A 25,519-nucleotide genomic window follows, 5' to 3' on the forward strand; every position below is an offset into this window, starting at 1 on the left:
CTAAATACGTCCCTGCCTGCCTCTACTCTGAGCACCCGAAATAGGGTGAGCACCGAACCACCCCGGCCTTCGGGTCGTCCCCTCACCAGCAAGGACACCTCGACAGATGACAGTGACCCAGCAGGAGATCGAGAACCGGCTCTGGGACGCCGCCGACGAACTACGCGTGGCGATGCCCGAAGCGCAGTACTCCTCGGTCGTCTTCCCGCTGATGTTCTGGAAATACCTGTCCGACACCTGGGAGCACCAGCACGAGGTGTTCCTGGCCGAGAACGACGGACTGCTCGAGGATCTGTCCGCCGAGGAAGCCCGCGAGATCGAATACCGCGACTACCAGTCGTTCGAGATCCCGCTGATCCACCCCGGCACCGTCCACGAGCGCCGCGCCTCCTGGGCTTCGATCCTGGCCACCATCACCCAGCCCGGCCTCGGCCAGCGGGTGCGGGCATCGCTTCAGGCCATCGAGACCGCGAATCCGGACAAGTTCTCCCGCCTGTTCGGGTCGATGACGTGGACCTCCGAGGAAGTGCTCTCCGGTGAGGTGTTGGCGGCGGTCATGCAGGCGATGGACCGCACCCCGAAGATGCACGAAGGCAACATGTCCCACGACGTGCTCGGCGGGGCCTACGAGTATCTGCTCAAACGGTTCTCGGACGGGTCTGGTACCCGCGCCGGTCAGTTCTTCACCCCCCGCGAGGTCGTCGAGCTGATCGTCGAGGTCCTCGACCCCCAGGGCCACGAGTCGGTGTACGACCCGACGTGCGGGTCCGGGGGCATGCTCATCGCCTCGGCGAACCTGCTCAAGGCCCGCGGCGGACGTGGCTACACACTGAGCCTGTACGGGCAGGAAGCCGTCGCGGACACCGCAGGCGTGGCACGCATGAACCTGTTCATGCACAACCTCACCCAATTCCAGGTCGAGGTCGGCGACACCCTGAAGGAGCCTCGGTTCACGAAGCCCGACGGGTCCGTCGCGCAGTTCGACGTGATCCTCGCCAACCCGCCGTACTCCCTGAAGTGGAAACCCTGGGCCAATGACCCGCGCGCGATCGGCGGGGTCGCGCCGCAGTCGACGGCGGACTGGGCGTTCGTGCAGCACATGATCGCGTCGATGGATCCGAAGAAGGGCCGCGCCGGCGTCGTCCTGCCGCACGGCGTGTTGTTCCGCAGCGGCCAGGAAGCAGCCATCCGCCAGCGGGTCCTGGACGACGACCTGCTCGAAGCGGTGATCGGCCTGCCCGCGAACCTCTTCTACTCGACCTCGATCCCGACCTGCATCCTCGTCTTCCGCGCCCCCGGCACCAAAGCCCAGGAACGCAAGGACGGCGTGCTCTTCATCGACGCCTCCACACGGTTCGTCAAGGCCAAGAACCGCAACGTCCTGACCGCGGCGGACATCGCCGATGTGGTGACTGCTTACCACTCGAGTTTCGATTCCGACGGCAACCCGGTGGATCCGGACGGCGAGGGCGGACTCGCGGCGCGATTTGTGCCCTCCACGGAGATCGTGGCGAATGGGTACGACCTGAACATTGGCCGCTATATCAAGCTCGCTGCTGTCGAACAGGAAGATCTCGGCACCCTCATCGACGCCTACAACGTCGCCCGCGCTGAGCGCCAGAAGACCGAGCAGCGGATGCTTGCAGTTCTCGCTGACGCTGGGATCGAGGGCTTCGATGACTAAGTGGACTGCGACAACACTTGGCGATGTGGCCGATTTCGCCGGGGGGTGCGCATTCCCGCCGAAGTACCAAGGAGGCACCGAAGGAATTCCATTCTTCAAAGTCTCCGACATGAACACTGAAGGAAACGAAGTGTGGCTGTCCACAGCCGTGAACCGGGTCACAGAGGAGGTCCTCGCCCAAACCAAGGCGCGCGTTCATCCGACGGGGACTGTTGTGTTCGCAAAGGTCGGAGCGGCACTCGCGACCGAGAAGCGCCGGCTTCTTGCCCAGCCCTCGGCATTCGACAATAACGTCATGGGGCTCATCGCGAAACCTGGTGTTCTCCCGGAGTACTTGTACAACTTCATGCTGACGGTCCGCCTCGGTGCCTTTGCTCAGCCCGGTGCGGTCCCCTCCGTCAATCAGTCGCACCTGCGGCAAATCGCGTTGGAACTGCCGCCTCTGCAAGTTCAGGAACGGATCGTCGAAATTGTCGGTGTAGTCGACGACCAGATCAATGCGCTCAACATGGAGGCAGGAGCGCTGAAGGATGTTTATAGGGCGGCAACGTCACTGCTCTGGTACACCGCTGAAGGTGATGAGGCAGAGACCAGGTTGCTCGGAGACGTGATGCACCTCGACATAGCCCGGGTCCCGATGAAAGCAGGAGCAACCTACCACCTCGCTGGAGTGCTCAATGCCGGCAAGGGCTTGGTGGATAAGGATGCGTTCGACGGGGCAGATACCGAGTACACCGCGATGAACGTGCTTCGGGAGAACCAGGTGGTGATGCGGAAGCTCACTGCGTGGGAGGGCCCGATCACCGTGGTTCCTGCCGAGTTCGACGGCTTCGTAGCAAGCAACGAGTTTCCGACCTTCACTCTCACCCCTGACATCGCTCCGGGGTGGATGAAGCACGTATGCCGAACTCCCCGACTGTGGGCGGAGATGCAGAGTCGGGTGGTCGGCACCGTGCAGCGCCGTAAGCGCCTCAACCCCGACCAACTCCTGTCGGTGGCGCTTCCAGTCCCGTCCCGACCCGATCAGGAGCAGATAGCGGAAGCACTTGAGGCAATCGAGGAGCAGATTGTCGTGATCCGTGCCGAGGCCACCAGGCTTCAGCATGCTCGTGCAGGGCTGCTGTCGGGATTGTTGGACCGGACCATCGACATCGAATCCGCCGAGCTGTTGGAGGTCTGAACCGTGGCCACAGGCATCCGCGAACGCGAGTTCCAGAACCTGATGATCCAATGGTCCATCCCGATGGGCTGGACCTACACCGCCGGCAGGTCACTGCCACGTGAGACCACTCAGACCGTGCTCACTGGTCACCTGCGCGATGCCCTGGTTCGGCTCAACCCGGCGGTGATCGCCGGGTTCGAGGTCGACGCGGTCGTCGACGAGATCGTCGCGACCGTCAACGCGGTCGAGGGTGGGCTGGTGCGCGCCAATGAACAGGTCCTGCACCTGCTGCGCGGCCGCAAGGAGTTCCGGGACGCCGACGGCGTCTGGCACGCATTGAAACTCGTCGACTTCGAACAGCCGGCGGCGAACACGCTGATTGTGTCCGACGAGGTCCCGATCACCGTGCCGGGCAAGACCTCGCGGCGGTTCGATCTCGTCTACTGGGTCAACGGGCTGCCCGTGGTGGTGGTCGAGGTGAAATCCCCGACCGCGAAGTCCGGGTGGGCCGATGCGGCGCGGGAGATCAACGACGTCTACGCCGCCGAGTACCCGTGGTTTTTCACCGCCAATGTCTTCTCGGTCGCCTCCGACGGACTCAAACTGCGGTTCGGGGCCGCAGGGGCGCCGACGAACCTGTGGCAGCCGTTCCGCTCCACCGCCGACGATGAGGACCTGGCCGGCCAAGCCGACGTGCAGCGCTCGGTCGAGTTACTGCTCGATCCGGCCGCGGTGTTGGGCATGCTCGCCGACTTCGTGCTGTTCGATACCTCCGGTGGGGGTGCGGACAAGAAGTATCTGCCCCGCTATCCGCAGATGGAAGCCGCGCGGCTGATCCACGAGCGGATCGTCGACGGCGGGAGACGGGGGTTGATCTGGCACCACCAGGGGTCGGGGAAGACGCTGCTGATGGTGTTCGCCGCCTCGTTGTTGCTGGCCGATACGCGGACCGAGTCGCCGACGATCATCTTGTTGTCGGACCGTACCCAGCTGGTGCGGCAGACCTCGGGGGTGTTCACCTCCGCGATGGGCGATGCCTACTTCCACCAGCCCGCCACCAGCGCCGAACTGCGCGCGCTGCTCGCCGAGGACGTGCGGGGGGTGATCTCGACGACCGTGCACAAGTTCGCCGACGCCGGCACGAATCTGTCCACGCGCGCGAACATCATCGTGCTGGTCGACGAGGCCCACCGCACCCAGTCGGCGCGGTCGGAGTCGCTGGCCGGGCAGATGCGCGCCGCGGTGCCGAATGCGCGGTTCTTCGGGATGACCGGCACCCCGGTGCGCACCCTTGCCACCGACACCTTTGCGCTGTTCGGGGACGAACGCGATCCGGGGAGGGTGCTGCACCGGTATTCGGTGTCGCGGTCGTTGCGGGACGAGGCGACGGTGCCGGTGCTGCTCGATCCGCATCCGGTGGCGTTCGAGCTCGACGATGCCGCATTGCAGGCGGAGTTCGATCAGTTCGCTGAGGACTTCGATCTCGACGACCCGGATCGGGAGATCCTCTCGCGCAAGTTCGGGCGGTTGACATCGGTGTTCGCCAACCCTGAGCGCATCGAGGCGGTGTGTCAGGACATCGTGGACCACTATCTGGCCGGTGCCTACCGCAACGGTCTCAAAGCGCAGGTCGTGGCCTACAACCGGGAACTTGCCGTCGCTTATACGGACAAGCTCAACGAACTGTTGGCCGGATTCGAGGTCACGCAGGTCCTCGCCGAGGTCGGCACGCACGAGCGGATCTGCGCCGAGGTGAACATTTCCGTCTCGGATGCGAAGGACGAGGACCGCGCACTGCGGGCCTATCAGCTGTCCGAGGCCGAGGAAGAAGAGCAGAAGCGGCGGTTTTTGACCCCGGATGATCCGCTGTGTTTTCTGGTGGTGACCGCCAAGCTGCTGACCGGGTTCGATGCCCCCAACGAGGGAGTGTTGTATCTGGACAAGCCGCTCAAGGCCCACAACCTGTTCCAGACCATCACCCGTCCGAACCGGACCTGGATCTCCCCCACCGGGTTCGTGAAAACTTCCGGGGTGGTCGTGGACTACATCGGCCTGGCCGAGGAAGTCCAACGCGCAGTGCAGGACCCGACCGCCGACGACACGACAGGCCGTGGGGGTGGGTTCGTCACCGACCTGACCGAACTGGTCGCCGAGTTCCGCACCACCTTCGCCCGCATCGAAGATCTCTTCGCCGACATCGACGGCCTGGATCTGAGCGAGCACGGATACGAGTCGGTGCGCGTAATCAACCATTTCCTCGACACCCATCCCGGTGCGGCTGAGGTGTTCTCCACCGACTACCGGCTGTTGGCGCGGTTGTATCCGTTGATCAACACCGACAAGCGGATCAGCAAATATCGCAGCGGGTTCGCCTTGTTCGGGTCGGTGTACACGACCTTGTTCAAGAAGTCCTCCGACGAGGATCGCAAAGAACGCCTGTCCGAGCTCGGACCGATGGTCCTCGAGATCATCAACGCGCACGTGCATTCGTTCACCGTCGTCGCCGGACAGGAAGAACCCCTCGTCCTCGACAGCCAGGGCATCGCGATCCTCAAAGAACTCCTCGCCTTGGTCCGGCCGAAGAAAACCCATGATGACGAGGACCCCACGCCGCCGTCGGCTGCGGAGATCCTCGACCACATCAAAGCCGCCCTCGACAAGGGCGTGGAACCGGGCTCGGCGAAATACACCGCCCTGGCCGAACGCATCAAGCAACTGCGGGACCGCATCATCCAGAACTCCCACGACGCGTTGGAGTTCCTGGCCGAGGCGCTGCGGATCGCCCGCACCATCGTCCACGCCGAAAAACACCCCGACGACACCGTCGTGGTGGTCGACGACGACCACGTCGGGGTCCTATCGCGCATCATCGAAGACCACGCACCGGACGGCATCACCGTCACCGAACGCAACCTCGCCGAGGAAATCGACAAAGTCGTCACCCACACCCTCAAGCAGTCCTGGGACAACGCTGATGCTCGTAACCGAGGCGCGCGCCGCGCCACCGCCTCGGTGTTCCGTAAGTACGGGCTCAAACCGGTCGGGGAGCCCTACGACTCGACCGTCGACTACATCGAAGCCCACTACCTCGTCGACTGACCAGATCGTGACCGTCGTGCTGATGCTCGGAGCGGTGGTGCTGCTGGCCGGATTCGTCTGGACCGCACCGCCACCGAACCCGTGCCCGCCAGCACAGCCAGAGCACCGACTGACCCACTGCGCGACCCCGCCCAGATGCCGTGAACTGCGCAGATGACACGTCCCCGCGCGCCGTGGGTGCGGGGACCTCACGCCGGGACACCGGCGGGTCGGTCCTGCACGACCGGCCGCGACCGGTGTCTCCCGCGCACGGCGAGATCCGGGCACGGGCTACAGCCAGCCGGGGCCGTCCTCATCCCAAGGGTTCGGGCTCTCCGCCGGCCAGGCGAGGTCGATGGGCCCGCCGCGCGGAGTCGTGTTCTCGCCGGTCAGCAGCGGAATGCCGGCCACCACGGCGTCGAGGGCGATATCCGGCAGCGGCATCGCCTTCAGCACCTCAGTGCGCAGCCGGTCTTCGATGACACTTCGCGGCACGACTCAGGTCTCCTTCACGGGGCGGGGTTGCTCGGTCGCGGACGGTGTCGGTGCGGTGGTGCGGATTCGGATCGGCTGCGGGGGATGCCGCAGCCGGGTGCCGTCCGGATCGGACATGCCCTGCACCCAGCCTTCCTGCCAGAAGCGCAGGTAGACATGCGGATCGCTCACCCACCGCGGGATCGCCGGATCTTTCGGCTCGCGTGTCGGGTTCCTCGCGAACCGCGCCCCCGCACGGCGACCGTCCCGATACCCGCGGTCCTCGTCGTCGAGCATCGACCACTCCCCCCTCCTGTCGTGGTGCGGCCACTGCCTCTGTGGCCGCACGCGCGAGCTGTACGCGCCCGGCGACCGTAGACAACAGCACCGACACCGGCGGTGTGAAAGCAGCGGCAATGGCTCAGTCGAGCTCGTAGCCCGCCTCACGGGCGATGACGGCCGCGACCTCATCGAAGGTGATCACCCCGCGGATCAGCTCGACGAGCAGGTCCTTGTCCCCATCGCTCATCTGCCGGCCTTCAATAGCCGTGATCGGTTCCATCTGCGCGACAGCCGCGCGGGCCTCAGCCTCGGTCTTACGGGGTGCTGGCACGGCCACCAGCACAGCACATCCCACCGACCCACCCGCCACGACCGCACGACACGCCGGCCGTGGTCGTACCCGCCGGATGCGGCGAGACACCGGCGAGGGGCGCCCGCGGCGAAGTGCCGTGCCACAGCACGTGCCCTGCTCTCCTTCGACGTTCCCGATCGCCGGGCACGCGGACGTCGGGTACGTGCGCACCCCTCGGGCACGGCACGTCGCCGCGGGAAGGAGCCGGTCTACTTGCCGGTCTCGAGCATCAGAACCTGGCCCTCGACGCCGAGACCGATGGTCGACTCGGTCCAGCCGCTGTCGACGTAGTCGCCTCCGGTGGCGGCCTGCGCCAGCCCGGCACCGGTCAGGCCGACGGTGCCCACCGTGGCCGCCGTGACCAGAACCCGCGCGATGATCGAACGTCGCATGTGTCGGTTCCTCCTGTTGTCGACACGCACCCCGGCCGGATCGTCCGGCCGCGGTGGACCCGGTGTCCTTGCCGCACCGGTGTCACCCAGTGAGATGCGCCGAGCAGCAGCACAGTTCCCGGCACTGGCGGATCGTCCGGCACCGGCTAGCGTGGCCGCGTGGACGCAACGAAGCAGGCCATCGGGGACGCAGCCGATGCGATGACCGACGACGAACTCGAACAGGCCATCGCGGCGTTGCACGCCCGCGAACGCGAACTCCTCATCGCCGGGGACAGCGCCGCGGCGTTCGATCTGATCGGCACCAAGTTCGTCCTGCTCTCGACACTGGACAACCGCCGCCGCTGACCTTCGGAAGAACAGGACCCACCCGCCATGTCCCGGCCCCGGCCCCGGCGCCGGTCCGGACAGTCCCGCACGAGGTAGACGGACACCGCCGCCGACGCCCACACCGGGCGGATCTATCCGGCCCGCGGGATCGACCACATAGCCTCGGAGCGAGAGCGGAAGGAGCGTGGAGGTGGCCGTGGTGACCAGGACGATGGTCCGGCGCAAGCTCGTGCACACCGGGCTGCTGCTGAAGATCAAGGCACAGAACCTGCCGATCGACAGTCCCGCCATCCGGGCGCGGCTGGCCACCACCCGCGAGCAATGGGCACATCCGATGTACGGCCGGTACATCGACCTGTGGGAACAACTCATCGACACCGGCGATCTCGACGAGATCACACGCATCGTCCTGGCCGACGACGAACGCGGCGAGGAAATGCGCCGGTTCTCCCCGTTCACGGTCTATCTGACCGAGGAAGCACGGCTGCTGTCCATTCGGCTGACCTCCGCGCTGATGGGCACCCCGGCTGACACTGCCGGATGACCGTCGAAGTCCCGGCGTTGTGTGGCCTCGCCTGGATCGTCACCACGATCCTGCTCGCCGACCTGGCCGCGCTGGCGCACACGCGTACGCGACCGGCGCCGACCCGTGACTGAATATCGACCGCTTTACCTGCATAAACGACACGTCCCCACCGAGGTTGAGCTCAGCGGGTGAGCGAAAAGACGCGCGATCCACCCTGATACCCGGGCCCGAGACACCCTCGGGCGCACAACCGACCCCGCCGGCTACCGGCCCCGACACCTACGCGGACAGAACATCGACACCGCTGGAGAACACCCTCGCTACCGTGAACGCCGTGATCCACACGTCCGAGCAACCCACGCCCCGCACACCGGGGGTGAGCCGCCCTTCCCGCGGGGCGCGGATGCAGCCGACGACGCCGGGTCCGCATCCCCGAACCAGACCTGCCCCTAACAGCACCGAAGGAGAAACCGTGCTCGAGTTCTTCCGCCGAAAGCGCCGCCGTGCAACACCGTCGACCGAGTCGTGGATGGGGCGATGCATCGGCACCGCGACGCCGACCGAACTCGAGCATGCGCAACGGCTCCTGACCGCCGCTCATGTCACCGCACCGTTCGCCGAGCCCGACGAGGACGAGTACGAACTGTGGAGGGCCGGCAAGCTCGTCCCCTTCTATCTCACCGAACTGCTCAACGCGGGAGGACACTTCGGCCCCGACGTCGATACCGCATGTCTGGCCGAAGAGCCGGCGGTCGACCGCTGGGAAGTGGGCGTCGAATATCCGAGCTGGGAGCAGACCGTCGCGCTGGCCCGCTTCCTCGATGTGCGGGTGCGCGATCTGGCCCACCCCGATGCCGAGCCCCGGCACCACGAGGGCCGTCCGCGACTCAAGATTTCGGGTCTGGCGATCCTGTCCTTCGAGCCTGCGGCCGTCGCAGCCGCCACGCCCGCCGGCCACGACGATCACCCCGCCGTCTGACAAAACGGTGCGACCGGCCCCGGCATATAGACAGGCACTGAACTGGCCGGACGGCATGTCCCCACCCCGCGTGGGTGGAGACCCGGTTCCGGGCACTTCAGTACACGCGCGATCACGACACAGACGGGCGCATGCGGATGCAGTCGGGCCGGGTACCTGACGATCCCGGAGAGCGGTCACCAGCAAGGCTGAGTCATTCCGGCTGCGGCAACCCCAGTTCCTCGGCCAGCAGCGGCCAGGACCGGTGGAACGCGTCCTGCCAGTAACCCCACGAATGCGTCCCGGCCGGCTGCAGATCGAACGTCGCGGGAATGTCGAGCTCACGCAGACGGGTCTGCAGATTGGTGGTGCACCAGTGCACGGCCGCTTCGATCACCCCACCGACGACGACCTGATTGGCCAACGCCAGCCCTTGCTGATCGAGGGCCGCGTCCTGCTCCCCGATGGTGAACTCGTTGCCGAGGGTGTCGTGCGGGCCGGGCAAACCCGTCGCATCCGAGATGAACAGACGCGTACCGCGCAGACCTTCAGCATGGACCACCGGATCATTGGCCACCCACGCCGGATCATCGTCCTCGCCGTACATATTGCGCACATCGCCGCCGCCCCAGGTCTCGACGACCAACTTGACGAACTCACGGCCGATCGGATCGGAGGTTTGCGCGCATCCGCTGTACCCGGCCACCGCCGAATAGAAGCCCGGCCTGGCGATCGCGTACTGCAACACCGCCGTGGCGGTCATCGAGTTCGCCGCGATGGCCTGCACCCCGTTGGTGTCCAATGCGGCGTCGATCAGTGGGGGTAGTTCGTCGAGGAAGAACGTCTGCCACTTGTTCATCCCGAGCTGCGGGTCTTCGCGTTTCCAGTCGGTGTAGTAGGAGAACGCCCCACCGAGGGGCATGACCACATTGACATTCTGACCGGTCAGGAACTCCCCGACATCGGTGTTGGCCCACCACGTCGCCGAATCGGTGCCACCGCCCGCCCCGTTGACCAGATACAGCACCGGACGCGGCTCGGACGCATCATGGGGGCGTTGCACCCGCACCGGGATGGTCGTGTCCATCGCCGCCGAGTACACCTGCACCGTCAGATACTGGCCGTCGATCTCACTCGAGACGATGCGAGAGCCGTTCGGGGCGACCGGATCAGCGAGCAAAGCCTGCCAGGCCACGATCGGATCGACGTCGCGGTCCTGCGCCGACGCCACCCCACCGCCCAGAGGCACGATCATCATCGCCGCCACCGCCGCGGCGAGCATCCTCGCCCGTCTCGTCCCCATCGATGCTCGACTTCGCACGTCGACTCCCCTCACCCTCACCCTCGCCCCCGGCCCGAATGGCCAGATAGTCCCGACCCCTCATGTTCCGGACGCGTCGACGCTACCCAACACCGCAACGCAGAGCCGACACCGACACCGGCACCGGCACAGGGCCATCGAACCCGCAGGAACCTGACCACCGGCCGCACTTCGGCGATATCCGAACAGCCTGCCTGTGTGTAGCACGGAGATCGGTCAGATCATGTGGGCCGCTGCGACACTGCGCTTTGAGCTGCACTGATGACACGTCCCCCGGCCTGGGCTGACACGCCGCCGGGCGCCGGAAACGCACACCTCGGCGCGGCTGCCATCCGGCCCATCCGGAGCGTGCCGGCGGATAGGGTGACCGGTTGTGGACACCGTCCTGCACGCACCGCACCCCTGGCCGGCCATCACCGCGGCCCTACGTGGCCGCGGCCCCCGGCGCGTGGCCATCGCCTACCTCGACCACACCGCGCCCGACCTGTTGCCGCTGCGCGCCGGGGACCAGCTGATCGTCAACGCCGCCCGCCCCGCGGTGCGCGCACACGCCACCTCCCCCACCGCTCTGGCCCACTTCCTCGAGACCGGGGTGCAGGTGCTGTCGACTGCGAACCTGCACACCGGACTGATCGTCACCGCAGAGAAGGTGATCGTCGGCCCGGCCAGCGCCTCCCACGCCTCCACCCTCGCCGACGAAACCGCGCTGATCACCGACGATCCCGGCGCCATCGCCGCCGCACATGCCTTCCTCGACCAGCTCGAAGACACCGTCGTGGTCGACGGGGTGTTCCTCGACAGTGCCACCGCCATCTGGCAGATCGGCCGCGTCGTACCCCTGGCCGGGATCGGCAGCCGCGCGCGTCTCGAGCACGACTTCCTGCCCACCCCCGTACGCCGGATGTTCCTGCGACACCTGGGCGACTACACACCCACCGAGGATGAGACCAGCTCGATGTCCCCTGCGCCCGGCAGGGGCGGGCCGGACCCGCGCTACCGCACCGAATGGGTCCGCGAGGACAGCCCAGGCCCCGACCGTCGCACCCGCCTCGAGCCCGGCGACGTCGTGATCCGGATCAGCGACGACGACACGCGGCTGGACCCGCCGGCCGTCGTCGCCACCGGCCCACACCGCATCCCCCACACCCGCCACGCACTGGCCTACCGGTTACGCGCCCGCGCCGACCTCGACCCCATCGCCATATCCGACGCCGCGCGCATCCTCACCGACCGCGGTCACTCGAACCCGCGCCTGCACCGCGACCACCGCATCATCTCCGCGAGCCTGCGCGCCGCGGTGCTGGCTCTGTGGACACTGTGACCATCTCTGGACCGTGGACCCGGGGGTCTACCCGGTTCACCCACTGACGTGCGTAAATGGCACGTCCCCCGTGCCTTACGCTGCCGGCTGCATCGCCCCCGGCGGCGAAGGTTTCTGTCCACCACTGGTCGAAGTTGGCGTGCTCTTTCGGTAATGCCAGGGCCGGGGCGACGACGAAGTACCGCTCGAGCGTGCGGCGTCCGCGCGCGCACGTACCGGACGGACAGCCGCCTTCATCGAGTACCCTGCCGCACCGGAGCAGCGCAGAATTACCGCTTGAACTGGAGCGACGACACGTCCCCTGCACCGGATGTGCGCGATTCGTGGCCGCGGCGTTCCGGCCGTACAGCCAAACTTCGCTGGTGCATGAACAACGCGAGCCCGCTTCTATCCTCTACTGCTGCGCAGCACCGCGAGCATCACGGAGAGAGCCGGTGATGCCGACGCGATCCGCGCCGACATCACCGTGACTCCAGATGGGAGCTCAGTATTGGTCGTCCGCGGGGACAACCTGGATGAGCGTCAGCTCCGCGTGTGCAGGGCGGTCCTCGAGCTGAAACGGGCGCATCGTCACCGAGCACTTCACCCATTCGTTGTTGCCGCGATGCAACTGGACCAGGTCCACGGTTCGTGGGACCTCTCCGGCATTGATTCGCTTCGCGCTGTCCTGCAAGGCGGGCAGGTCGTCCGGGTGCACCACCGGCCCTGTCAGGTGCGCGTACTGCCATTCGATCCATTCCGGGGCGCGGCCGATCCACAGCGTGATCGAACCGCGCTGCGCCTCGAACAGCGCGACGTGCACCTTGGATCCCTCGAGCCCTTCCGTCAGCCCCAGCTCGGCGAGCGTCGGCATCGACGGGGGGTAGGCATCGGAGAAGTCGTGGTAGAGCGCCCGCACAGCTGTCCCGTCCGCGGTAGGCCGCAGGACGACCTGCCACTGCATCGCGTGGCCGTGATCGTGCCGGACCGAGAACCACGTGCTCAGCGCCATATCCGGCTTCGGAGTCAGGACGATCTCCAAGAAGTCCTGCTCTTTTTCCATGTGGATCGCGCGGTTGATGTAGTCCGAGGACAACGCAGTGGGCACCCAATCTTCGAGAAGGGTGCCGGACATCGCGCCGGACTCCCAGGTCTGATAAATCAGCCACTCGGTGGTCGACCAGACCACTCCCGACGTGAGCCGCCGTTCTGCGATCGGCTCTTTCGGGTCGCCGACCCACATCTGGATACCGTGCACGTCTCCGAAGGGCCCGATGATCGGCCAGGCGTAGAACCGCCACGCGCGGTTCGCGCGCTTTGAATGCAAGACGCGGTCGAACGGTTCACGAGTCCGGCGTACATGCTCGATGATCGGTTCGACAAGGATGTCCGCCGTTGGGGAGATGCTTCGCCTGGTGGAGATCATCCCCTTCGCTTCGTTCCCCGATGCCACCAGTGTCGCTACGCCTTCGGTCAGCGTCTCGATCACATGCCACGTACCCATCAGACCCCCGCCTGTTGCAATTTGATCTCGATCAACGGGCGAGTGTAGCCAGGATTACGTTCTTACGAGGTGTGCTGCATTCGGCGCTGCTCCCGGGGCTGCATGGCCAATTTCAGGTTCTCGGGCCGGATCGTCAGCAGCTCTTCGACCGTCAGCTCATAGTCCGTGATGGGCACGACGTCGAAGCGCGTGAGGATCTGCGCCAAGGCAAGCACTGCCTCGTGTAGGGCGAACTGACGACCGATACATGCGCGTGCACCGACGCCGAACGGCTTGTACGCGTGTGCAGGCCGAGCTCGCACAGCTGCGGGAAGGAACCGATCCGGATCGAACCGCTCCGGGTCCTCGCCCCACAGTGTGGGGTCGCGGTGCAGCGCGAGCAGCACCACCAGGATCGTTTCGCCCTTGCGGATCGGATATCCGCCCAGAGTGGTCGCCTGCCGCGCCTTGCGGAAAAAGGCCGGGCCGGACGGCCACAGACGCAGGGTCTCATCGACGATGCGTCGGACGTACCGGAGCTTGGCGACCTGCTCGAATCGCACCGGCGCACCATCGGTGCCGAGCACCTGCTCGATCTCTTCCCGGGCCCGTTCGACGATCTCGGGATTGAGCGACAAGTAGTGCAGGGCGAACGACAGCAATCCTGCTGTGGTCTCGTGACCGGCGATCAGAAAGGTCAGAACCTGGTTGCGGATGCTCTGGTCCGACATCATCTCCCCGGTTTCGGGGTCCGGGTTTTCGAGCATCCGCTGCAACAGGTCGTCTTGTCGCGGTGTCGCGCCGCTGCGCCGCGCGGCGATCACTTCGTCGACGGTGGCTTTCATCAACGCGATGTCCTTCGGGTTCTGGCGCATCGCCTTCCACCCCAGGATCTCCCGGATGACAGGAACATCGTTCGCGGTCTGCGAGACGTACGACATTGCCCGGCTCATCGCCTCGACGAACGGGTGACGGCCTGGAGCGAACGAGTCGAAGCTGTACCCGAATCCTGTACGGCCGATGACCTCCAAGGTGAGCCGGTTCATGTCGGAGGAGACGTCAATGGGTGCGCGTGCGGCCGATTCTGTCCAGTAGGTGCACAGCTGGTCGACGCACTCGACCATCGCGTCGTGGTAGCTGCGCATCGATGCCTGGCTGAACGCCGGCATCAGCACGTTGTGGGCCTGAGCCCAGGCCGGCTCACTGTTGAACGCGGTGAACAGCCCGTCGCCGGCCAACTCCCGCAGATTGCTCACCGGGGGCACCACGGCCTTGGCGAAGCGGGTTTCGTCGAAGACCTCTGCCGCTGCGTCGCCGCCGCCGACCACGACCACCCTGCGGCCGATGATGCTGATCTCGAAGACGTCGCCCAGTTCTTCCACGAACCGCATTTCGCGCTGTACCGGTCGCTTCGGGTCGAGACGCAACACGTCGCCGAGCAACGGCAGCCGCCGCGACGGCCGAGGCATCCGAGGTTCTACGCCGGCGCTTCCCTCTGCCTCGCTGGTCGGTGCGGACTCACCGGACCGGGCACTCCCCACTGAAGTCATGGGCAGAGTGTGCCGTACCCCCTCCCGATCCGCAGCATCCCTGACCGGACGTGGGACTCAGGGTCGCGGCACGTCGAATCGGCTCACATAGGCTGAGGGGACGTGTCATCATCCCAGATCAACGAGCCGTTCTGTGTGCACCCCGAGAGCACTCAGCCGAACTTTCAGACCGGCGGGACACGCTCCTGATTCTTCACGGAACGAACTGGGATGCGGGACCGCCCTGGCACTCTCGGCCTACAAGAGCCGATCGTGTTGAAACGCTATTCATCTGCGGGCACCAGCTCGGACAGGCGAGCGGTCCACGGATACCTCCCCGGACTGTCCTCCACCGCTTCGATGAACGCAGTGCCGCTGCCCTCATCAACCTCGATGACAGTGAATACAGACTTCCCGCAGGGATGAACCTTCACCAGATCGCCGACCTTCACGATGTTCCTCTCAGATTCGGCATACGAAAGGGGACGTGCCGTTTTCCCAGTTCAGAGAACACTTTATCGTCAGCGAGTCGCCATCGCGAAGTGAGCACGGATCAGCGCCGAGCTCAGCTGGGCTCCTCCGGTTTTCAGATCCGGAGTCCGCTCGCGGGGGGTGGAACAGATCGCCGCCCCACCCGCGGATGCCGCACTCGCGGCACTAGGATCGTCCGGTCCGGCAGAGCTGGCCGGCGATGTCGAGTGCGAAGGAATCCAATGTCCCGGGACGAAGTCACACAGGCAGAGAAGGACGGTGCGGCGCTCTACAACAGAGCCGCGCTGGCCGTGTACGACACGGTCGTTCTGCGGTGGAGTAACGGCCTCGTCTGGCGCTGCCCCACCGAACGACTCCTTGCTCACTACGATCGCCATCTCAGCGGCCGCCATCTCGATATCGGACCGGGCACCGGCTGGTACCTCCAGAACGCGACGTACCCAACCCCCGAGCCTGAGATCACGTTGATGGATTTGAATCCGTCCACGATGGAACTCACTTCGAGACGCCTCGCCGAACGCGGAATCGTCGCGGCGGCGCACACCGGCAGCGTTCTTGCACCGATCGACATCGAACACGGACCATTCGAGTCGGTGGCGGCAAACTTCGTGATGCACTGCGTTCCGGGGGCCTGGCAGGACAAGGGCGTAGCTTTCGGTCACATCGCCGACGTCACCGCCGAGGAGGGGGTGTTCTTCGGTTCGACGATCCTGGGCCGCGGTGTGACACACAATCTCGCGGGCAAGGCGCTCAGCACGATCTACAACGATGCCTCGAATATCTTCAGCAACCGCCAGGACGATCGGAGCGGACTTGAGGCTGCGCTCGAGGCCGCGTTCGAGAATGTGGAGGTCGAGGAGATCGGCACCGTCGCAGTGTTTGCTGCGCGGGGTCCACGCAGACACCGGACCGGGCGCTGACCTGGTAAGACATGGAAATCAGCGAAGGCCCCTTGAAACCGCCCCAGAACTCGTGGGGCCTTCGCTGTGTCTGTATCAGCGGATGCGCTGGTCGCAACGGGCACAGCTGTGAGGCGGCAGGTGGCCCGAGCTAACAGTCAGCGTTTCGTCTGCTGGCCGAGGGCATCCAGGACTGCGTTCAGGTCCACTGCCACAACGAGGGTTGCCCCGTGCTGCCCTGCTACGACAGGAGTCGCGGGAGCGACTGCAACGTCGTCGACGTGAGCGCGGATGGAGACGACGCGATAGGCGCTCGTGTCGGTCAAGCGCGGAGTGATCGCCTCCGGGTGCTCGGCGTTCCACTCTGTCGCGCGTTCGATCGCACGGCGGATTCCACGACGCTCGGCCTGGTCGTAACCCTTGGGGGCGTCGACAACGATGGTGAAGGTCTGGCTCTTGAACTCGTATCCGGTGCTGGCCTGGATCTCGACAGCGTAGGCGTTCATGCGCCCTCCTCAAGGTAGTCGGATGGATTGATCGGCAGTGTCTGCTCGCCAAGGTGTTTCGGATTCCGAGGCGTAGAACCTCGCGGTGTCGCACCACCGAACACTCCACAACATTACAATAGAGTTTTGCATAGTTGCAACCCTCATCCAGATACGCACCCTGAACGACGAGTACGCCTTGCCTCCCGTCGCCCCACTTCGCCATTACCGCACCCCGAAAGGCGGCTATCGAAGAAGAACACCGGCGACCACCTGAAATGACCGCGCCCCTGTCATCTGTGGCGGGGTAGGCCAGACAACAGGGGCGACTTACTCACGTAGCCGGGGGGCGCTACGTGCGGTCGATATAGCACCACACGTACTGGGAATCGACCAACTGGGTGAACACTCCGGGGATATCACCGCGTTTCGGGTGTGCACAGATGGAGGACGAGCCAAACCACGGCAGCAACTGTCACGAGCGCGAATGAACCCGCTCCCATTGACAGTTGGTCAGATACTCGACGAATCGATTCGATCACGAGCACAACAATCGCCAGCGTTGTGGAGGCACTCGCCGGGACGACCCAGGCGCGAAGCGGAACCGCCGGGGTGTAGTAATTGTGCCGGCCTTTCATGTGAGCGCGAGCGGCCAGATAGGTCAGCCCGGCAACAGCAACGATGACGAGCAGAGCCAGACCGACAGCCAATCTGAGCTGTTCGATATGGCGGACGACGGCCCGCAGCGCGAGGAGCTGAATGAGGCCCGCGGCGGCGCCGAGCGCGAAAGACCCCACCCGAATCCCTATGGACGACTCGTCTTCTGCGGCCAGCCACATCGTCACCGCGAATGCCGCGACCGCTACCGCCGTCAAGAGCCATGAATATCCGACTATCCAATTAATGGTTGACCAGTCCGAATAATGACTGACCGCAGTCCCCGACGAACCAGCAAGCATTAAGCATCCCCTTCAGGATCAAGGATCGGAGTGTTGATCAAGATCGAAGCTACCTCAAACTCGTATCACCTTCGCAGGTACAAATCGCGCGCGGATTGCCGCTCGTCGTCGCCGAATCCGGGTGTAACCGAATCGAAGGGGACGTGTCATCTAGCCTGTTCACGATGCCTTTTTGTGGCATTCCCGGTTAGCGCCGAGGCTGAGAAGATCTTCGATTCGTGCTGTCTTGCGTCCACGGTGACGTGCGCGGATCAACTGTAGGTAGATTCGCGCACCTATTCCTGCCTGCGTAAGCATGCGATGGATGCGCCATTCGGCGAGAAAGCTCGCGTCGAGTGCATCCTGATTCGCATTGGTGACCTGCTGGCTGAGCAGTTCGATAATGCTGACGAGGTCTTCTTTGTCTCGGAGGAGCCAATCCTCGCGACGAATATGACCGTTCCACCGCTTCACTCGGGGACGGTCATCCCAGTTGGGCGGGAAGTAATTGGTCAGCGGATCGGGGGTGCGATCGGGCATCGGGTCTCCGTTCTCGGGATCGCTCGGAAGGCCGGAGTGGAAGATCAGTGGTCGGCGGCGGTGGTGATGGTCACGACGGGCTCCCCCATGTCGCCGGAGCCGATCTCGACGCCGAGGGTGAGCAGGTCTTCTCCGTCCAGGGCAGGCGCTGGGGTGAAGTTGAACAGCTGGAGCCCGGCGGCGCCGAGGCTCTGCGCACGCAGGAGCGCTCGAGCGGCGTGAGCCAGGACGGTCCAGGCGCGGCCTGTTTCGCAGCGAAGCGCATCGTCGGCTTCCGGCCACGCGATGGCGTGCTTCCAGGCGCGATCGGTGATTGCGGTGGGCAGCAAGATCCCGAAGCGACGGGCTTCGGAGGTGACGTCACGCAAAGCACCACAGGCGAGAGCGCCGGTTCTAGTGCCCTGGGTTGATTCGACTCCGTGGCTTTCTGGCAGCAGTTCGGTCATAGATCCTCCAAGTGTGTCGGTGTGATGATCAGTGCAGCTGGCCGCACGCGGCGATCTCTGCGAGTCGCTTCTGCTGTTCGCCGATGCCCTTCGTGCCTGCCAACGGTGTGTGTGCATGAGGCCAGACCTGCTGCGCGAGCGTGGTGTAGTCGCGACCACCGAACAGCACGACGTTGCGATGGTCGAGCAGCCCCTGGTCGGCGGCCTGCTCCCGGAGTCGTTCTGCTGTGATCGATCCGGGCTGGCCAAGGCGCAGGTTGTACGGCTCGATCAGGTGATGCAGCGGTACCAGACCGAAGCGCGCGGAGAGGATGCGTGTGGCATTCGGGCCCGCGAGCGCGGCGGCCGCACGCAGGCCGAGTCGGTGGTAGGTGCCCGTGTAGCGCTGCCCTGCCGGGATCTTGGAGGGGGTCGGGTCTTTCGTTGCTCCGCAAGGCACGATGACCAGGGGTTCGTCCGCGCGCGCGGCGGCAGCATCGTGTGCCAGATGGTCGGCGACAGTCCATCGCAGCCAGTTCCAGCCGGGACGGTCGGGCAGGTCGAAGCAGTTCTGCGAGTGGGCTGCGACGAGGAACGAGGTGCGCCACGGCCGAAGATCAGTGTTGGGCAACGTGGTTTCGACGCCGTCGTGAGGCCGGAGGAAGCGGGTGTGCAGGGGTCCGATCGAGATCGGGACTCCGATGTATCCGCCGCCGCTCTTCGGACCGATCCCCGGCAAAGACTCGACGAGTCCGATGTCTTCGATCAGGGCACGCCCAGGGGCCGGCGGAGTCAGAGTCGGGTCGTCGTAGCGGAAAGTCGGGGTGTAGATCGGCGACATTACGTTGTGCGCTGCTTTCGTCGTTGGAGTTGGGGCGACCGCTCACCAACCAAACCAACATTACATTACTTCTTTGTATTGTCTAGCTCGGGTTCGATTGCGCTAGCTGATAAGTGACATCAGGAATCGACCAAGGATGGACAGATGGTTCGACGAATCGTCGCCATGTCATCCGAGATCCACACCGAAGGGACATGCCATCTGGGCAGCTCATGGCTATTGCGGGCGGGTGCGATGATCGCGCCTCGGCCTGATGATGCGATGCTTTTCGGGCAACTCGCCTACAGTTGCGCCCCTTCGCCCGCGGGGAACACGAAGACGGAATCCACCCACAGCCACAGCTCGGCGCCGCTGCGGCCGCTGGAGGAGCGCACCGGAAGGCGCACCTGGGCAAGCCAGCGCCCGTCGCAGACCCTGATCCAGGCGTGCAGGGTCGCTCGCATTACCGATTCGAGCCGAATACCCCCGGCCCTCACACGCAGTGGCAGGCCATCGACACGAGTGAATCCTCTGCCGGCAGGTAGAGCTCGAGAGACATCGACCATCACCTCGATGGGTTCGGGTGGCCGCCGCAGGATCGGCATGCCTGGAAACTGCTCATCCCAGTCGTCGAGTCCGGGACCGGTCACTGCGCAACCTTCAGCATTCCTGGGGCCGCCGGTCGCGAAATCCATCTGAGACCGTCAGAGTGGCCGGCGAGCGTGATGTTCCCTCGTTGCGGCAGCCGTCCCCTGGCACGCGCCTCGACGGTCAGGTCCAGCCCTGTGATGCGGCCACCGTCTCCGCCGCCGAGACCCCGATAGCCGGCCACCTGAGCGTCGAGGTTCAGATCCACGGTCGGCCAACTTCCGTCGGCAACAACGAGTACCGCGCCGTTGTTGCGGGTGCGTGCGGCGATGGCACGTGCACGACTCGGAGGGATGCTGGCACCACCGAGCGAGAGAACAACCAGGTCGAGTCCGTCCAGAAGCACGGCGGCCACGGCGAGGGGGTCTGCACCAGGATCGGGAACGAGGGCACATCGAGCGAGATCCGCTCCCATTTCCACGCCGGCGAGCAATCCGAGGTTGGGGCTTCCGATCACCCCCGCCCAGCCTCCCGAGCCGGTCACCGAGGCCAGGAGCCCGAGCCGAAGAGCCGTCGCGCCGGTGACGTGCACAGTTGATCCTCGGAGCAGTCCGCCGTGCGGAAGCAGGGGCGCGAGCGGTTCGGGGACAGGGAGGACTCCCCGTGCCGCCCCGAGGGCCGGCGGCCGGGCTGTTTCGGTGTGCAGCCCGCGCGCGGTCGACGACGGACGCAGACGTGGGTCATTCGGCCGGCCGGGAATCGCGGCAATCCGGTTTCGCAGGTGCGCGATCGTGTCGACCTTCGACTCCACAGCTGATCACCCCTTAGCTCCGCCCCTTAGCGTAGAACACATGTTCGATAGATTGAGGCATATCCATATGGGAGCTAATACCCCATACGCCTGCGGGATGTGACGTCGCAGCAGGTCAAACACCTTTTCCCATCAGCGCGATGCCAGCTCCGACGTGACCCAGCGCTCAGCACGGCGCCGTGCGCCTGGACCGAAGTACATCTGCTCGATCACCGATTGCGCACTGACATGGGCATAGGGAATCACGGCCAAGATCCGGCCGGACTGCACAACCCAGCGGCCGTACTCTGCGCGAGAGAGATTCACGGTTTTCTCCTGCCGCCCGGTTCGACCGCAGACGGTAAGTCTCATCCAGGGGACATCAGACGATCGTCGACACCGAAAGGGGACGTGCCATAACCGCAGTTCAGCGGTCCATTCTTGAGTGTGTCAGGAAACAGAAACCAGCAGCTCGGAGGGTTCGCTGCGCAGACGCCACCAGCGCCACAGACCCAATGCCGCAGCTACCGGCACGAGAGCGAAGATTCCGGCGGTAATGGCGCTCGCGGCCGTCTGTGACGCCCTGTTGACTTCTTCCTGCGTCTGGAAGCCGAGCATGGCCGCGATCGCCGACGCCACCGCCATTCCGCCCACTACGACGACCAGACCTCCGAGCGCGGCAGTCCACCCGAAGATCGCCCACGGCGACCAGAAGTACCGCGGAGGGACTGCACCTCGATTTCGGCAATCACGTTGCTGCTCCCGGAACTCCGCGCGGCGAGTGCGCACGCCTTGAACGAGGAACCACACGCCGGCAGCGAGACCGATGCTGATCACGACCGAACTGACTGCGTCCTGGACCCGCGCAGGCAACCCCAGAATCGAGACGACGGGCAGCGCCCCGAACGCGGCCAGGATCAGCAACCAGGCTCGCCCGTAGAAAACGGCTGCACTGCCGTATCGAGGAGCGACGCGGGGCGCCCAGACGAACCCGCACGCTCCGCCGACGATCATCATCGCGCCCGTTGCTACTGCTTCGACCTGCAATTCGCTCCCTTTCGCTGTGATGCCTCGGGCCCACTCGAACCAAAGAGGGGATGTGCCACCTTGGCAGGACACAGCGCATTTCACCTACTGGGTGCGCTCAGGTCAGCGCACCACCGAATCCCCGGGAAGGCAGCAGGATGCCGACTCGATCGCAGCGGCGTAGTGCGGCTCGAATCTCGGGGCCAGCCCAGTGAGGCGCCAGTAATCCGGCGTCGTCTGCGCGGCACCGATAAGTGCGCCCGCAATGCAGGCAATCGAGTCCGAGTCCCCGTTGCTGGTCGCCGCCCAGGCAAGCGCCTGCGGGCCACCCCAGTTATTCCCGGAGCTGATCTGTCGGTCTTCCCGCAGCGTGGCCAGGTCTGCGACGAGGAGTCCCAGTGCGATCGCGCTGGCCGACTCCCACCCTTCGCCGATGCCCGTGCACGGGTCGCCGTACTCGGTCGTGTCCACCAACGCGAGGCGGTCCAACGTCTCCGCGGCCGCGACGAGGATGTCCACAACATCATCGTTCAACCCCTCGACCAGCACTGATGACACGTCCCCTCGGTAGGGAGCAAGGACATCGGCGAGGTAGGGATCGGTCAACCACTCGCTCACACCGTCGAAGATCCGCTCGGCCTCGGTCAGAGCGTGCTCGAGGAATCGGCCGCGGCGTTCGGGAGCGTGCCGGACCGCGTCAGCAAGCAACAGTGCCGGCACGATCGCGCGAGGGTGCTTGTGGGTGATCACCGCCTGGAGAGCAGTCAGTCCCCGCCAGTACGGCTCGGGAGCGAACGCGGCCGGCACCAAGCGCATCACGGCCCCGCAGCCGGCAGATTCATGTGCACCGTCCTGGTCGTACCAGCGCGCACCAGCACTCAGGTTCGACAGTGATCCCATGCAGGTGCGGCCTGGGGCACGATTGTTGTCGGGGTCGAGCTTCCACAGAGTGAAGTGCCGGACGATGGCGGCGGTGACCGCCTCGATGTCGTCGAAGTCGGCGACCTCGGTGAGCGCATCGTGCAGGGCGAGGGTCATCTGGGTGTCGTCGCTGATGATCCACTCCCCCGCAGGCGCCGGCACCGGGTAGGCCGGCATCGAATCGTAGGAGGAGAACTCGACCTGGTAGCCCCAGGCGTCGCCGGCGGCGAGACCGGTCAGTGCGTTGCTGTACCGCGCGAGCTGAACGGGACGATCGGCAGTAGGTGCGGTCAAGGCTTCTCCCCGTGTTGTTGGTTCTCGTGTTCGAGTTCGTTGGCCGCGGTGCGCACGTACTCGATCTCAATGAGATCGAGGTCGGCGACACGGCCGATGTAGTTTGCGATGTCGTCCGGGCTCATCCCCTGGGCGAGGTATTCACGGATGTCGTCGAGCTGTTCGTCGGTCAATTTCGAGTTCATGATGCCTTCTCTCTCATGATGGGGGACGTGCCATCATCCCAGTTCAATGATGGTTTTACGCTACTGCCTTGAGCGGCGGATGCGTACCGCCATCGGCTTCGGCAACCAGGTCCTCAGCTACGAGCCACACCGTGGGCATGCCGTGGACACCGTGGTGATCGACGCGTACACAGCGCAGATCGGTGCCTGTAGGCACGATGACCTCGTCTTCGCCGCTGTGCAGCGAGATCGACTTGACCGGCAGCCCAGAGCGGGTACGGATGACCATCATGTACGGCGGATGTCCGGCGAATCCCTTTGCGGTTGCCTGTTTGGTCGTCGTACTGGTGACCTTGCCGATCTGCATCTTCGATCCGACCGTGAACGTGGCGTCGATGTACTCGGCGGCTGTCCCCTTCCATCCGCTCGGCACACGGGTGCCCCGCATGACGGTCATCGGCTCGATGTTCGGGTTGTGCTCGTTGAACTTGTCGAACGCCGACTCGATCCCCGACACCGTGGTCTTCGTCGACCCGGAAGGGTTCGGATCACGGCCGGTGATTGCAGCGTTGATCGCGTGGTAACTGCCGCCGGTGTAGGTCGTCAGCGCGTTGCGTTCGGACTTGTCGAGCACCTTGTTCACGAACGTGGCATTGTGCGCCGTCAGTTTGGACAGGTCGGAGGTCTTCACCTTGTCGCCGCTGACCGAGAACCCCCACGCCTTCAGATCACCGGCACGCTGATGGATCACCGCGTAGTCGTCGGCGGTCTCTTTGCCGAAGGCCCTGATCCCACTGCGGTACAGGCTCTTGTGCTTCTCCTCCCCCAAGCTCTCCGGCGGAATCTTGTGGTCGAAGTGGGGAATCACGCCGCCACCACGAGTTTCGGTGCCCAGCGCGCGGCGATGCGCACGGACGTATGCCTGCTCGGCCTGCGCCGTGGACTTGCCAGCAGCCAGCGCCTGGGCGCGGGCCTTCTCCCCCGCTGCGATCGCAGCCTGCTCCCGCAGCCGCTTGTTGTGCCGTTTGACGCCGGCGTAGATGTCGGCACGGACCGGGCCGGCTCCGACCGACTCGGTCAACTTCTCGACAGCGCCGCTGTAGCCGTCGTTGATGATCTTCTGCTGGATCTCCGCGGTGGGGGCTTTGCCGGCGGCCGACTGGCGCGCGACGTCGAGCAGTACGTCGCCGCGAATGGCGTGTGCCTGCCGCTGCATGTCGGTTGCGCCCTCGGGCAACGCGCCGGGTTCGACGAGGATCGGGATGCGATTGGCCTTGGCCAGGGCATCTTGTTTTCCGTTCGCGGTGGCCACCGGGTAATACGCGTCGCCCTTGCGCTGAAGGACGACGAAGTCGCTGTATCCGCGGCGAACGATAGCGGTTCCTCCGTCGAGATAGCGGCCTTCGACCTGTTCAACACCCGATCCGGTTTCCATCGGAATGGTGCCGGCCTTGTAGATGTCGGTGTCACGCGCGACGCCGGTAGGTGCCAGAACCGGTCCCTCGGCGATGGCGGCCGTTGCTTCAGCGGCGTACTTACGGTTGTACGACCGAGTGATCGCGGCGACCTCGTCGTCGGTGAGGCTTGCGTAGTACGCGTCGCGCTCTTCGTCGCTGCTCATGTCCTCCCGCATGCCGAACTTCGCGGCCGCCAGGTCGTCGCGTGATTCGGCCTGCCGCCGTTGAGCATCGACATATGCGTCCTTGGCCTTATCGAGCAGTTTCTGCTGCTCGGCGACAGCTTCGGCGGTACCTGTCCCTGCCTCCAGCTCCTTCTTCGCTTTGCGGAGTCGGGTCCGGTAGCGGTTGACCGCCTTTCGCGCTTCGTTCTCATCGTGATCGGCCGCGGCGACGTTCTCTTCGGCTGCGTCGAGAGCAGCCTGAGCCGGGGTGATCTTCGGCGCCGCGAGCTTGTCCCGCTCGGCCTTTGCCTGTGCGATCAGCAGTTTCGCGCTGGGAGGGTTAGCGTGCGTGCTCGGCATGGGCGTCTTGCCCAGGATCTCTGGGTCGATTCCGAGCCCTTCCATGAACTCTTTCAGAACACTCGGCGGCGCAGCCAGAACGGCAGCTGCGGACTCCACCAACCCTTGTTCCTTCAGATGCTCGACGACCTTCCTGCGCGCCTCGCGTGCAAGTCGGCGATTTCCGTTGGCTTTCGCAGCAGCTTTATAGCTCCCGCAACCCGGGCATCGACGGCCTGATCCATGAGATTTAGAGCGGCACATAGCCGGATTGTACTGGGGAGACGGCACGTCCCCCCTACCGGC

Annotated in this window: 28 protein-coding genes; 8 read left to right on the top strand and 20 right to left on the bottom strand. The window is 65.1% G+C overall.

The window, feature by feature from the left end:
• Positions 1 to 106 precede the first annotated feature (106 nt).
• From QNA09_RS27050 to QNA09_RS27060, 3 genes are read left to right on the top strand one after another with little or no spacing between them, the layout of a single operon-like run.
• Positions 107 to 1,684 (top strand): N-6 DNA methylase, encoded by a 1,578-nt coding sequence (locus tag QNA09_RS27050; RefSeq protein ID WP_308072564.1) that lies wholly within the window; start codon positions 107 to 109, stop codon positions 1,682 to 1,684.
• Positions 1,685 to 1,709: 25 nt separating this feature from the next.
• Entirely contained in the window at positions 1,710 to 2,864 is a 1,155-nt protein-coding gene (locus QNA09_RS27055) for a restriction endonuclease subunit S (RefSeq protein ID WP_308072565.1), read from the top strand.
• 3 nt (positions 2,865 to 2,867) lie between these two features.
• Positions 2,868 to 5,945 (top strand): HsdR family type I site-specific deoxyribonuclease, encoded by a 3,078-nt coding sequence (locus QNA09_RS27060; protein WP_308072566.1) that lies wholly within the window; start codon positions 2,868 to 2,870, stop codon positions 5,943 to 5,945.
• Between the two features lie 270 nt (positions 5,946 to 6,215).
• Here the strand turns inward: QNA09_RS27060 and QNA09_RS27065 are convergent, their stop codons facing one another.
• The 4 genes from QNA09_RS27065 to QNA09_RS27080 all read right to left on the bottom strand — a co-directional run bounded on the left by QNA09_RS27065 (position 6,216) and on the right by QNA09_RS27080 (position 7,424).
• Entirely contained in the window at positions 6,216 to 6,419 is a 204-nt protein-coding gene (locus QNA09_RS27065; RefSeq protein WP_248957618.1) for a hypothetical protein, read from the bottom strand.
• A gap of 3 nt (positions 6,420 to 6,422) precedes the next feature.
• The gene (locus QNA09_RS27070) at positions 6,423 to 6,590 is read right to left on the bottom strand and encodes a hypothetical protein (protein WP_308072568.1); all 168 of its coding nucleotides are present in this window, start codon (positions 6,588 to 6,590) and stop codon (positions 6,423 to 6,425) included.
• Positions 6,591 to 6,819: 229 nt separating this feature from the next.
• A complete protein-coding gene (locus QNA09_RS27075) occupies positions 6,820 to 7,023 on the bottom strand; it encodes a hypothetical protein (protein ID WP_308072569.1) in 204 nt (67 codons plus the stop codon).
• A gap of 218 nt (positions 7,024 to 7,241) precedes the next feature.
• Positions 7,242 to 7,424 (bottom strand): hypothetical protein, encoded by a 183-nt coding sequence (locus QNA09_RS27080; RefSeq protein ID WP_308072571.1) that lies wholly within the window; start codon positions 7,422 to 7,424, stop codon positions 7,242 to 7,244.
• 159 nt (positions 7,425 to 7,583) lie between these two features.
• Here QNA09_RS27080 and QNA09_RS27085 point away from each other — a divergent pair, with 159 nt between their 5' ends.
• The 3 genes from QNA09_RS27085 (at position 7,584) to QNA09_RS27095 (ending at position 9,259) form a co-directional block, all read left to right on the top strand.
• Positions 7,584 to 7,772, top strand: a complete 189-nt coding sequence (locus tag QNA09_RS27085) for a hypothetical protein (protein ID WP_308072573.1) — start codon at positions 7,584 to 7,586, stop codon at positions 7,770 to 7,772.
• Between the two features lie 181 nt (positions 7,773 to 7,953).
• The gene (locus QNA09_RS27090; protein ID WP_308072574.1) at positions 7,954 to 8,298 is read left to right on the top strand and encodes a hypothetical protein; all 345 of its coding nucleotides are present in this window, start codon (positions 7,954 to 7,956) and stop codon (positions 8,296 to 8,298) included.
• A gap of 307 nt (positions 8,299 to 8,605) precedes the next feature.
• The gene (locus QNA09_RS27095; RefSeq protein WP_308072577.1) at positions 8,606 to 9,259 is read left to right on the top strand and encodes a hypothetical protein; all 654 of its coding nucleotides are present in this window, start codon (positions 8,606 to 8,608) and stop codon (positions 9,257 to 9,259) included.
• Positions 9,260 to 9,452: 193 nt separating this feature from the next.
• Here the strand turns inward: QNA09_RS27095 and QNA09_RS27100 are convergent, their stop codons facing one another.
• Positions 9,453 to 10,496, bottom strand: a complete 1,044-nt coding sequence (locus QNA09_RS27100; protein ID WP_308072578.1) for an alpha/beta hydrolase family protein — start codon at positions 10,494 to 10,496, stop codon at positions 9,453 to 9,455.
• Between the two features lie 436 nt (positions 10,497 to 10,932).
• On the opposite strand from QNA09_RS27100, the gene QNA09_RS27105 reads away from it, so the two are divergent.
• Complete coding sequence (locus QNA09_RS27105) at positions 10,933 to 11,880, top strand: phosphatidylserine/phosphatidylglycerophosphate/cardiolipin synthase family protein (protein ID WP_308072579.1); 948 nt, start codon at positions 10,933 to 10,935, stop codon at positions 11,878 to 11,880.
• Between the two features lie 484 nt (positions 11,881 to 12,364).
• On the opposite strand, the gene QNA09_RS27110 is transcribed toward QNA09_RS27105, so the two are convergent.
• The 3 genes from QNA09_RS27110 to QNA09_RS27120 all read right to left on the bottom strand — a co-directional run bounded on the left by QNA09_RS27110 (position 12,365) and on the right by QNA09_RS27120 (position 15,323).
• Complete coding sequence (locus QNA09_RS27110) at positions 12,365 to 13,348, bottom strand: GAF domain-containing protein (protein ID WP_308072580.1); 984 nt, start codon at positions 13,346 to 13,348, stop codon at positions 12,365 to 12,367.
• Positions 13,349 to 13,425: 77 nt separating this feature from the next.
• Positions 13,426 to 14,811, bottom strand: a complete 1,386-nt coding sequence (locus QNA09_RS27115; protein WP_308072594.1) for a cytochrome P450 — start codon at positions 14,809 to 14,811, stop codon at positions 13,426 to 13,428.
• Between the two features lie 344 nt (positions 14,812 to 15,155).
• On the bottom strand, positions 15,156 to 15,323 hold the full coding sequence (locus QNA09_RS27120; RefSeq protein WP_308072582.1) for a hypothetical protein: 168 nt from the start codon (positions 15,321 to 15,323) through the stop codon (positions 15,156 to 15,158).
• Between the two features lie 261 nt (positions 15,324 to 15,584).
• Between QNA09_RS27120 and QNA09_RS27125 the strand changes: the two genes are divergently transcribed.
• The gene (locus QNA09_RS27125; protein ID WP_308072585.1) at positions 15,585 to 16,283 is read left to right on the top strand and encodes a class I SAM-dependent methyltransferase; all 699 of its coding nucleotides are present in this window, start codon (positions 15,585 to 15,587) and stop codon (positions 16,281 to 16,283) included.
• A gap of 137 nt (positions 16,284 to 16,420) precedes the next feature.
• On the opposite strand, the gene QNA09_RS27130 is transcribed toward QNA09_RS27125, so the two are convergent.
• From QNA09_RS27130 to QNA09_RS27185, 12 genes are all read right to left on the bottom strand, one after another.
• Positions 16,421 to 16,768: a hypothetical protein gene (locus QNA09_RS27130; RefSeq protein WP_121209339.1), complete on the bottom strand. Its 348-nt coding sequence runs from the start codon at positions 16,766 to 16,768 to the stop codon at positions 16,421 to 16,423.
• 398 nt (positions 16,769 to 17,166) lie between these two features.
• Complete coding sequence (locus tag QNA09_RS27135) at positions 17,167 to 17,622, bottom strand: hypothetical protein (protein WP_121209338.1); 456 nt, start codon at positions 17,620 to 17,622, stop codon at positions 17,167 to 17,169.
• Between the two features lie 243 nt (positions 17,623 to 17,865).
• Entirely contained in the window at positions 17,866 to 18,225 is a 360-nt protein-coding gene (locus tag QNA09_RS27140; RefSeq protein WP_248957629.1) for a hypothetical protein, read from the bottom strand.
• A gap of 44 nt (positions 18,226 to 18,269) precedes the next feature.
• Entirely contained in the window at positions 18,270 to 18,671 is a 402-nt protein-coding gene (locus tag QNA09_RS27145; RefSeq protein ID WP_260783040.1) for a hypothetical protein, read from the bottom strand.
• A 28-nt stretch (positions 18,672 to 18,699) separates the two neighbouring features.
• Complete coding sequence (locus QNA09_RS27150) at positions 18,700 to 19,491, bottom strand: DUF6884 domain-containing protein (RefSeq protein WP_308072587.1); 792 nt, start codon at positions 19,489 to 19,491, stop codon at positions 18,700 to 18,702.
• Between the two features lie 281 nt (positions 19,492 to 19,772).
• On the bottom strand, positions 19,773 to 20,120 hold the full coding sequence (locus tag QNA09_RS27155) for a hypothetical protein (protein ID WP_012476979.1): 348 nt from the start codon (positions 20,118 to 20,120) through the stop codon (positions 19,773 to 19,775).
• Positions 20,117 to 20,650 (bottom strand): hypothetical protein, encoded by a 534-nt coding sequence (locus tag QNA09_RS27160; RefSeq protein WP_248957631.1) that lies wholly within the window; start codon positions 20,648 to 20,650, stop codon positions 20,117 to 20,119. Before QNA09_RS27160 ends, QNA09_RS27155 begins: the two co-directional genes overlap by 4 nt.
• Before the next feature lie 351 nt (positions 20,651 to 21,001).
• The gene (locus tag QNA09_RS27165; protein ID WP_158455956.1) at positions 21,002 to 21,175 is read right to left on the bottom strand and encodes a hypothetical protein; all 174 of its coding nucleotides are present in this window, start codon (positions 21,173 to 21,175) and stop codon (positions 21,002 to 21,004) included.
• 123 nt (positions 21,176 to 21,298) lie between these two features.
• Positions 21,299 to 21,895, bottom strand: a complete 597-nt coding sequence (locus QNA09_RS27170; protein WP_147430447.1) for a hypothetical protein — start codon at positions 21,893 to 21,895, stop codon at positions 21,299 to 21,301.
• A gap of 102 nt (positions 21,896 to 21,997) precedes the next feature.
• The gene (locus QNA09_RS27175; RefSeq protein ID WP_308072590.1) at positions 21,998 to 23,089 is read right to left on the bottom strand and encodes an ADP-ribosylglycohydrolase family protein; all 1,092 of its coding nucleotides are present in this window, start codon (positions 23,087 to 23,089) and stop codon (positions 21,998 to 22,000) included.
• Positions 23,086 to 23,274, bottom strand: a complete 189-nt coding sequence (locus QNA09_RS27180) for a hypothetical protein (RefSeq protein ID WP_012476975.1) — start codon at positions 23,272 to 23,274, stop codon at positions 23,086 to 23,088. Before QNA09_RS27180 ends, QNA09_RS27175 begins: the two co-directional genes overlap by 4 nt.
• A gap of 55 nt (positions 23,275 to 23,329) precedes the next feature.
• Positions 23,330 to 25,333: an ADP-ribosyltransferase gene (locus tag QNA09_RS27185; RefSeq protein ID WP_308072592.1), complete on the bottom strand. Its 2,004-nt coding sequence runs from the start codon at positions 25,331 to 25,333 to the stop codon at positions 23,330 to 23,332.
• Positions 25,334 to 25,519 lie beyond the last annotated feature (186 nt).

Source organism: Rhodococcus sp. AH-ZY2 (assembly GCF_030916465.1).
In the GTDB taxonomy this organism is placed as follows: domain Bacteria; phylum Actinomycetota; class Actinomycetes; order Mycobacteriales; family Mycobacteriaceae; genus Rhodococcus; species Rhodococcus ruber.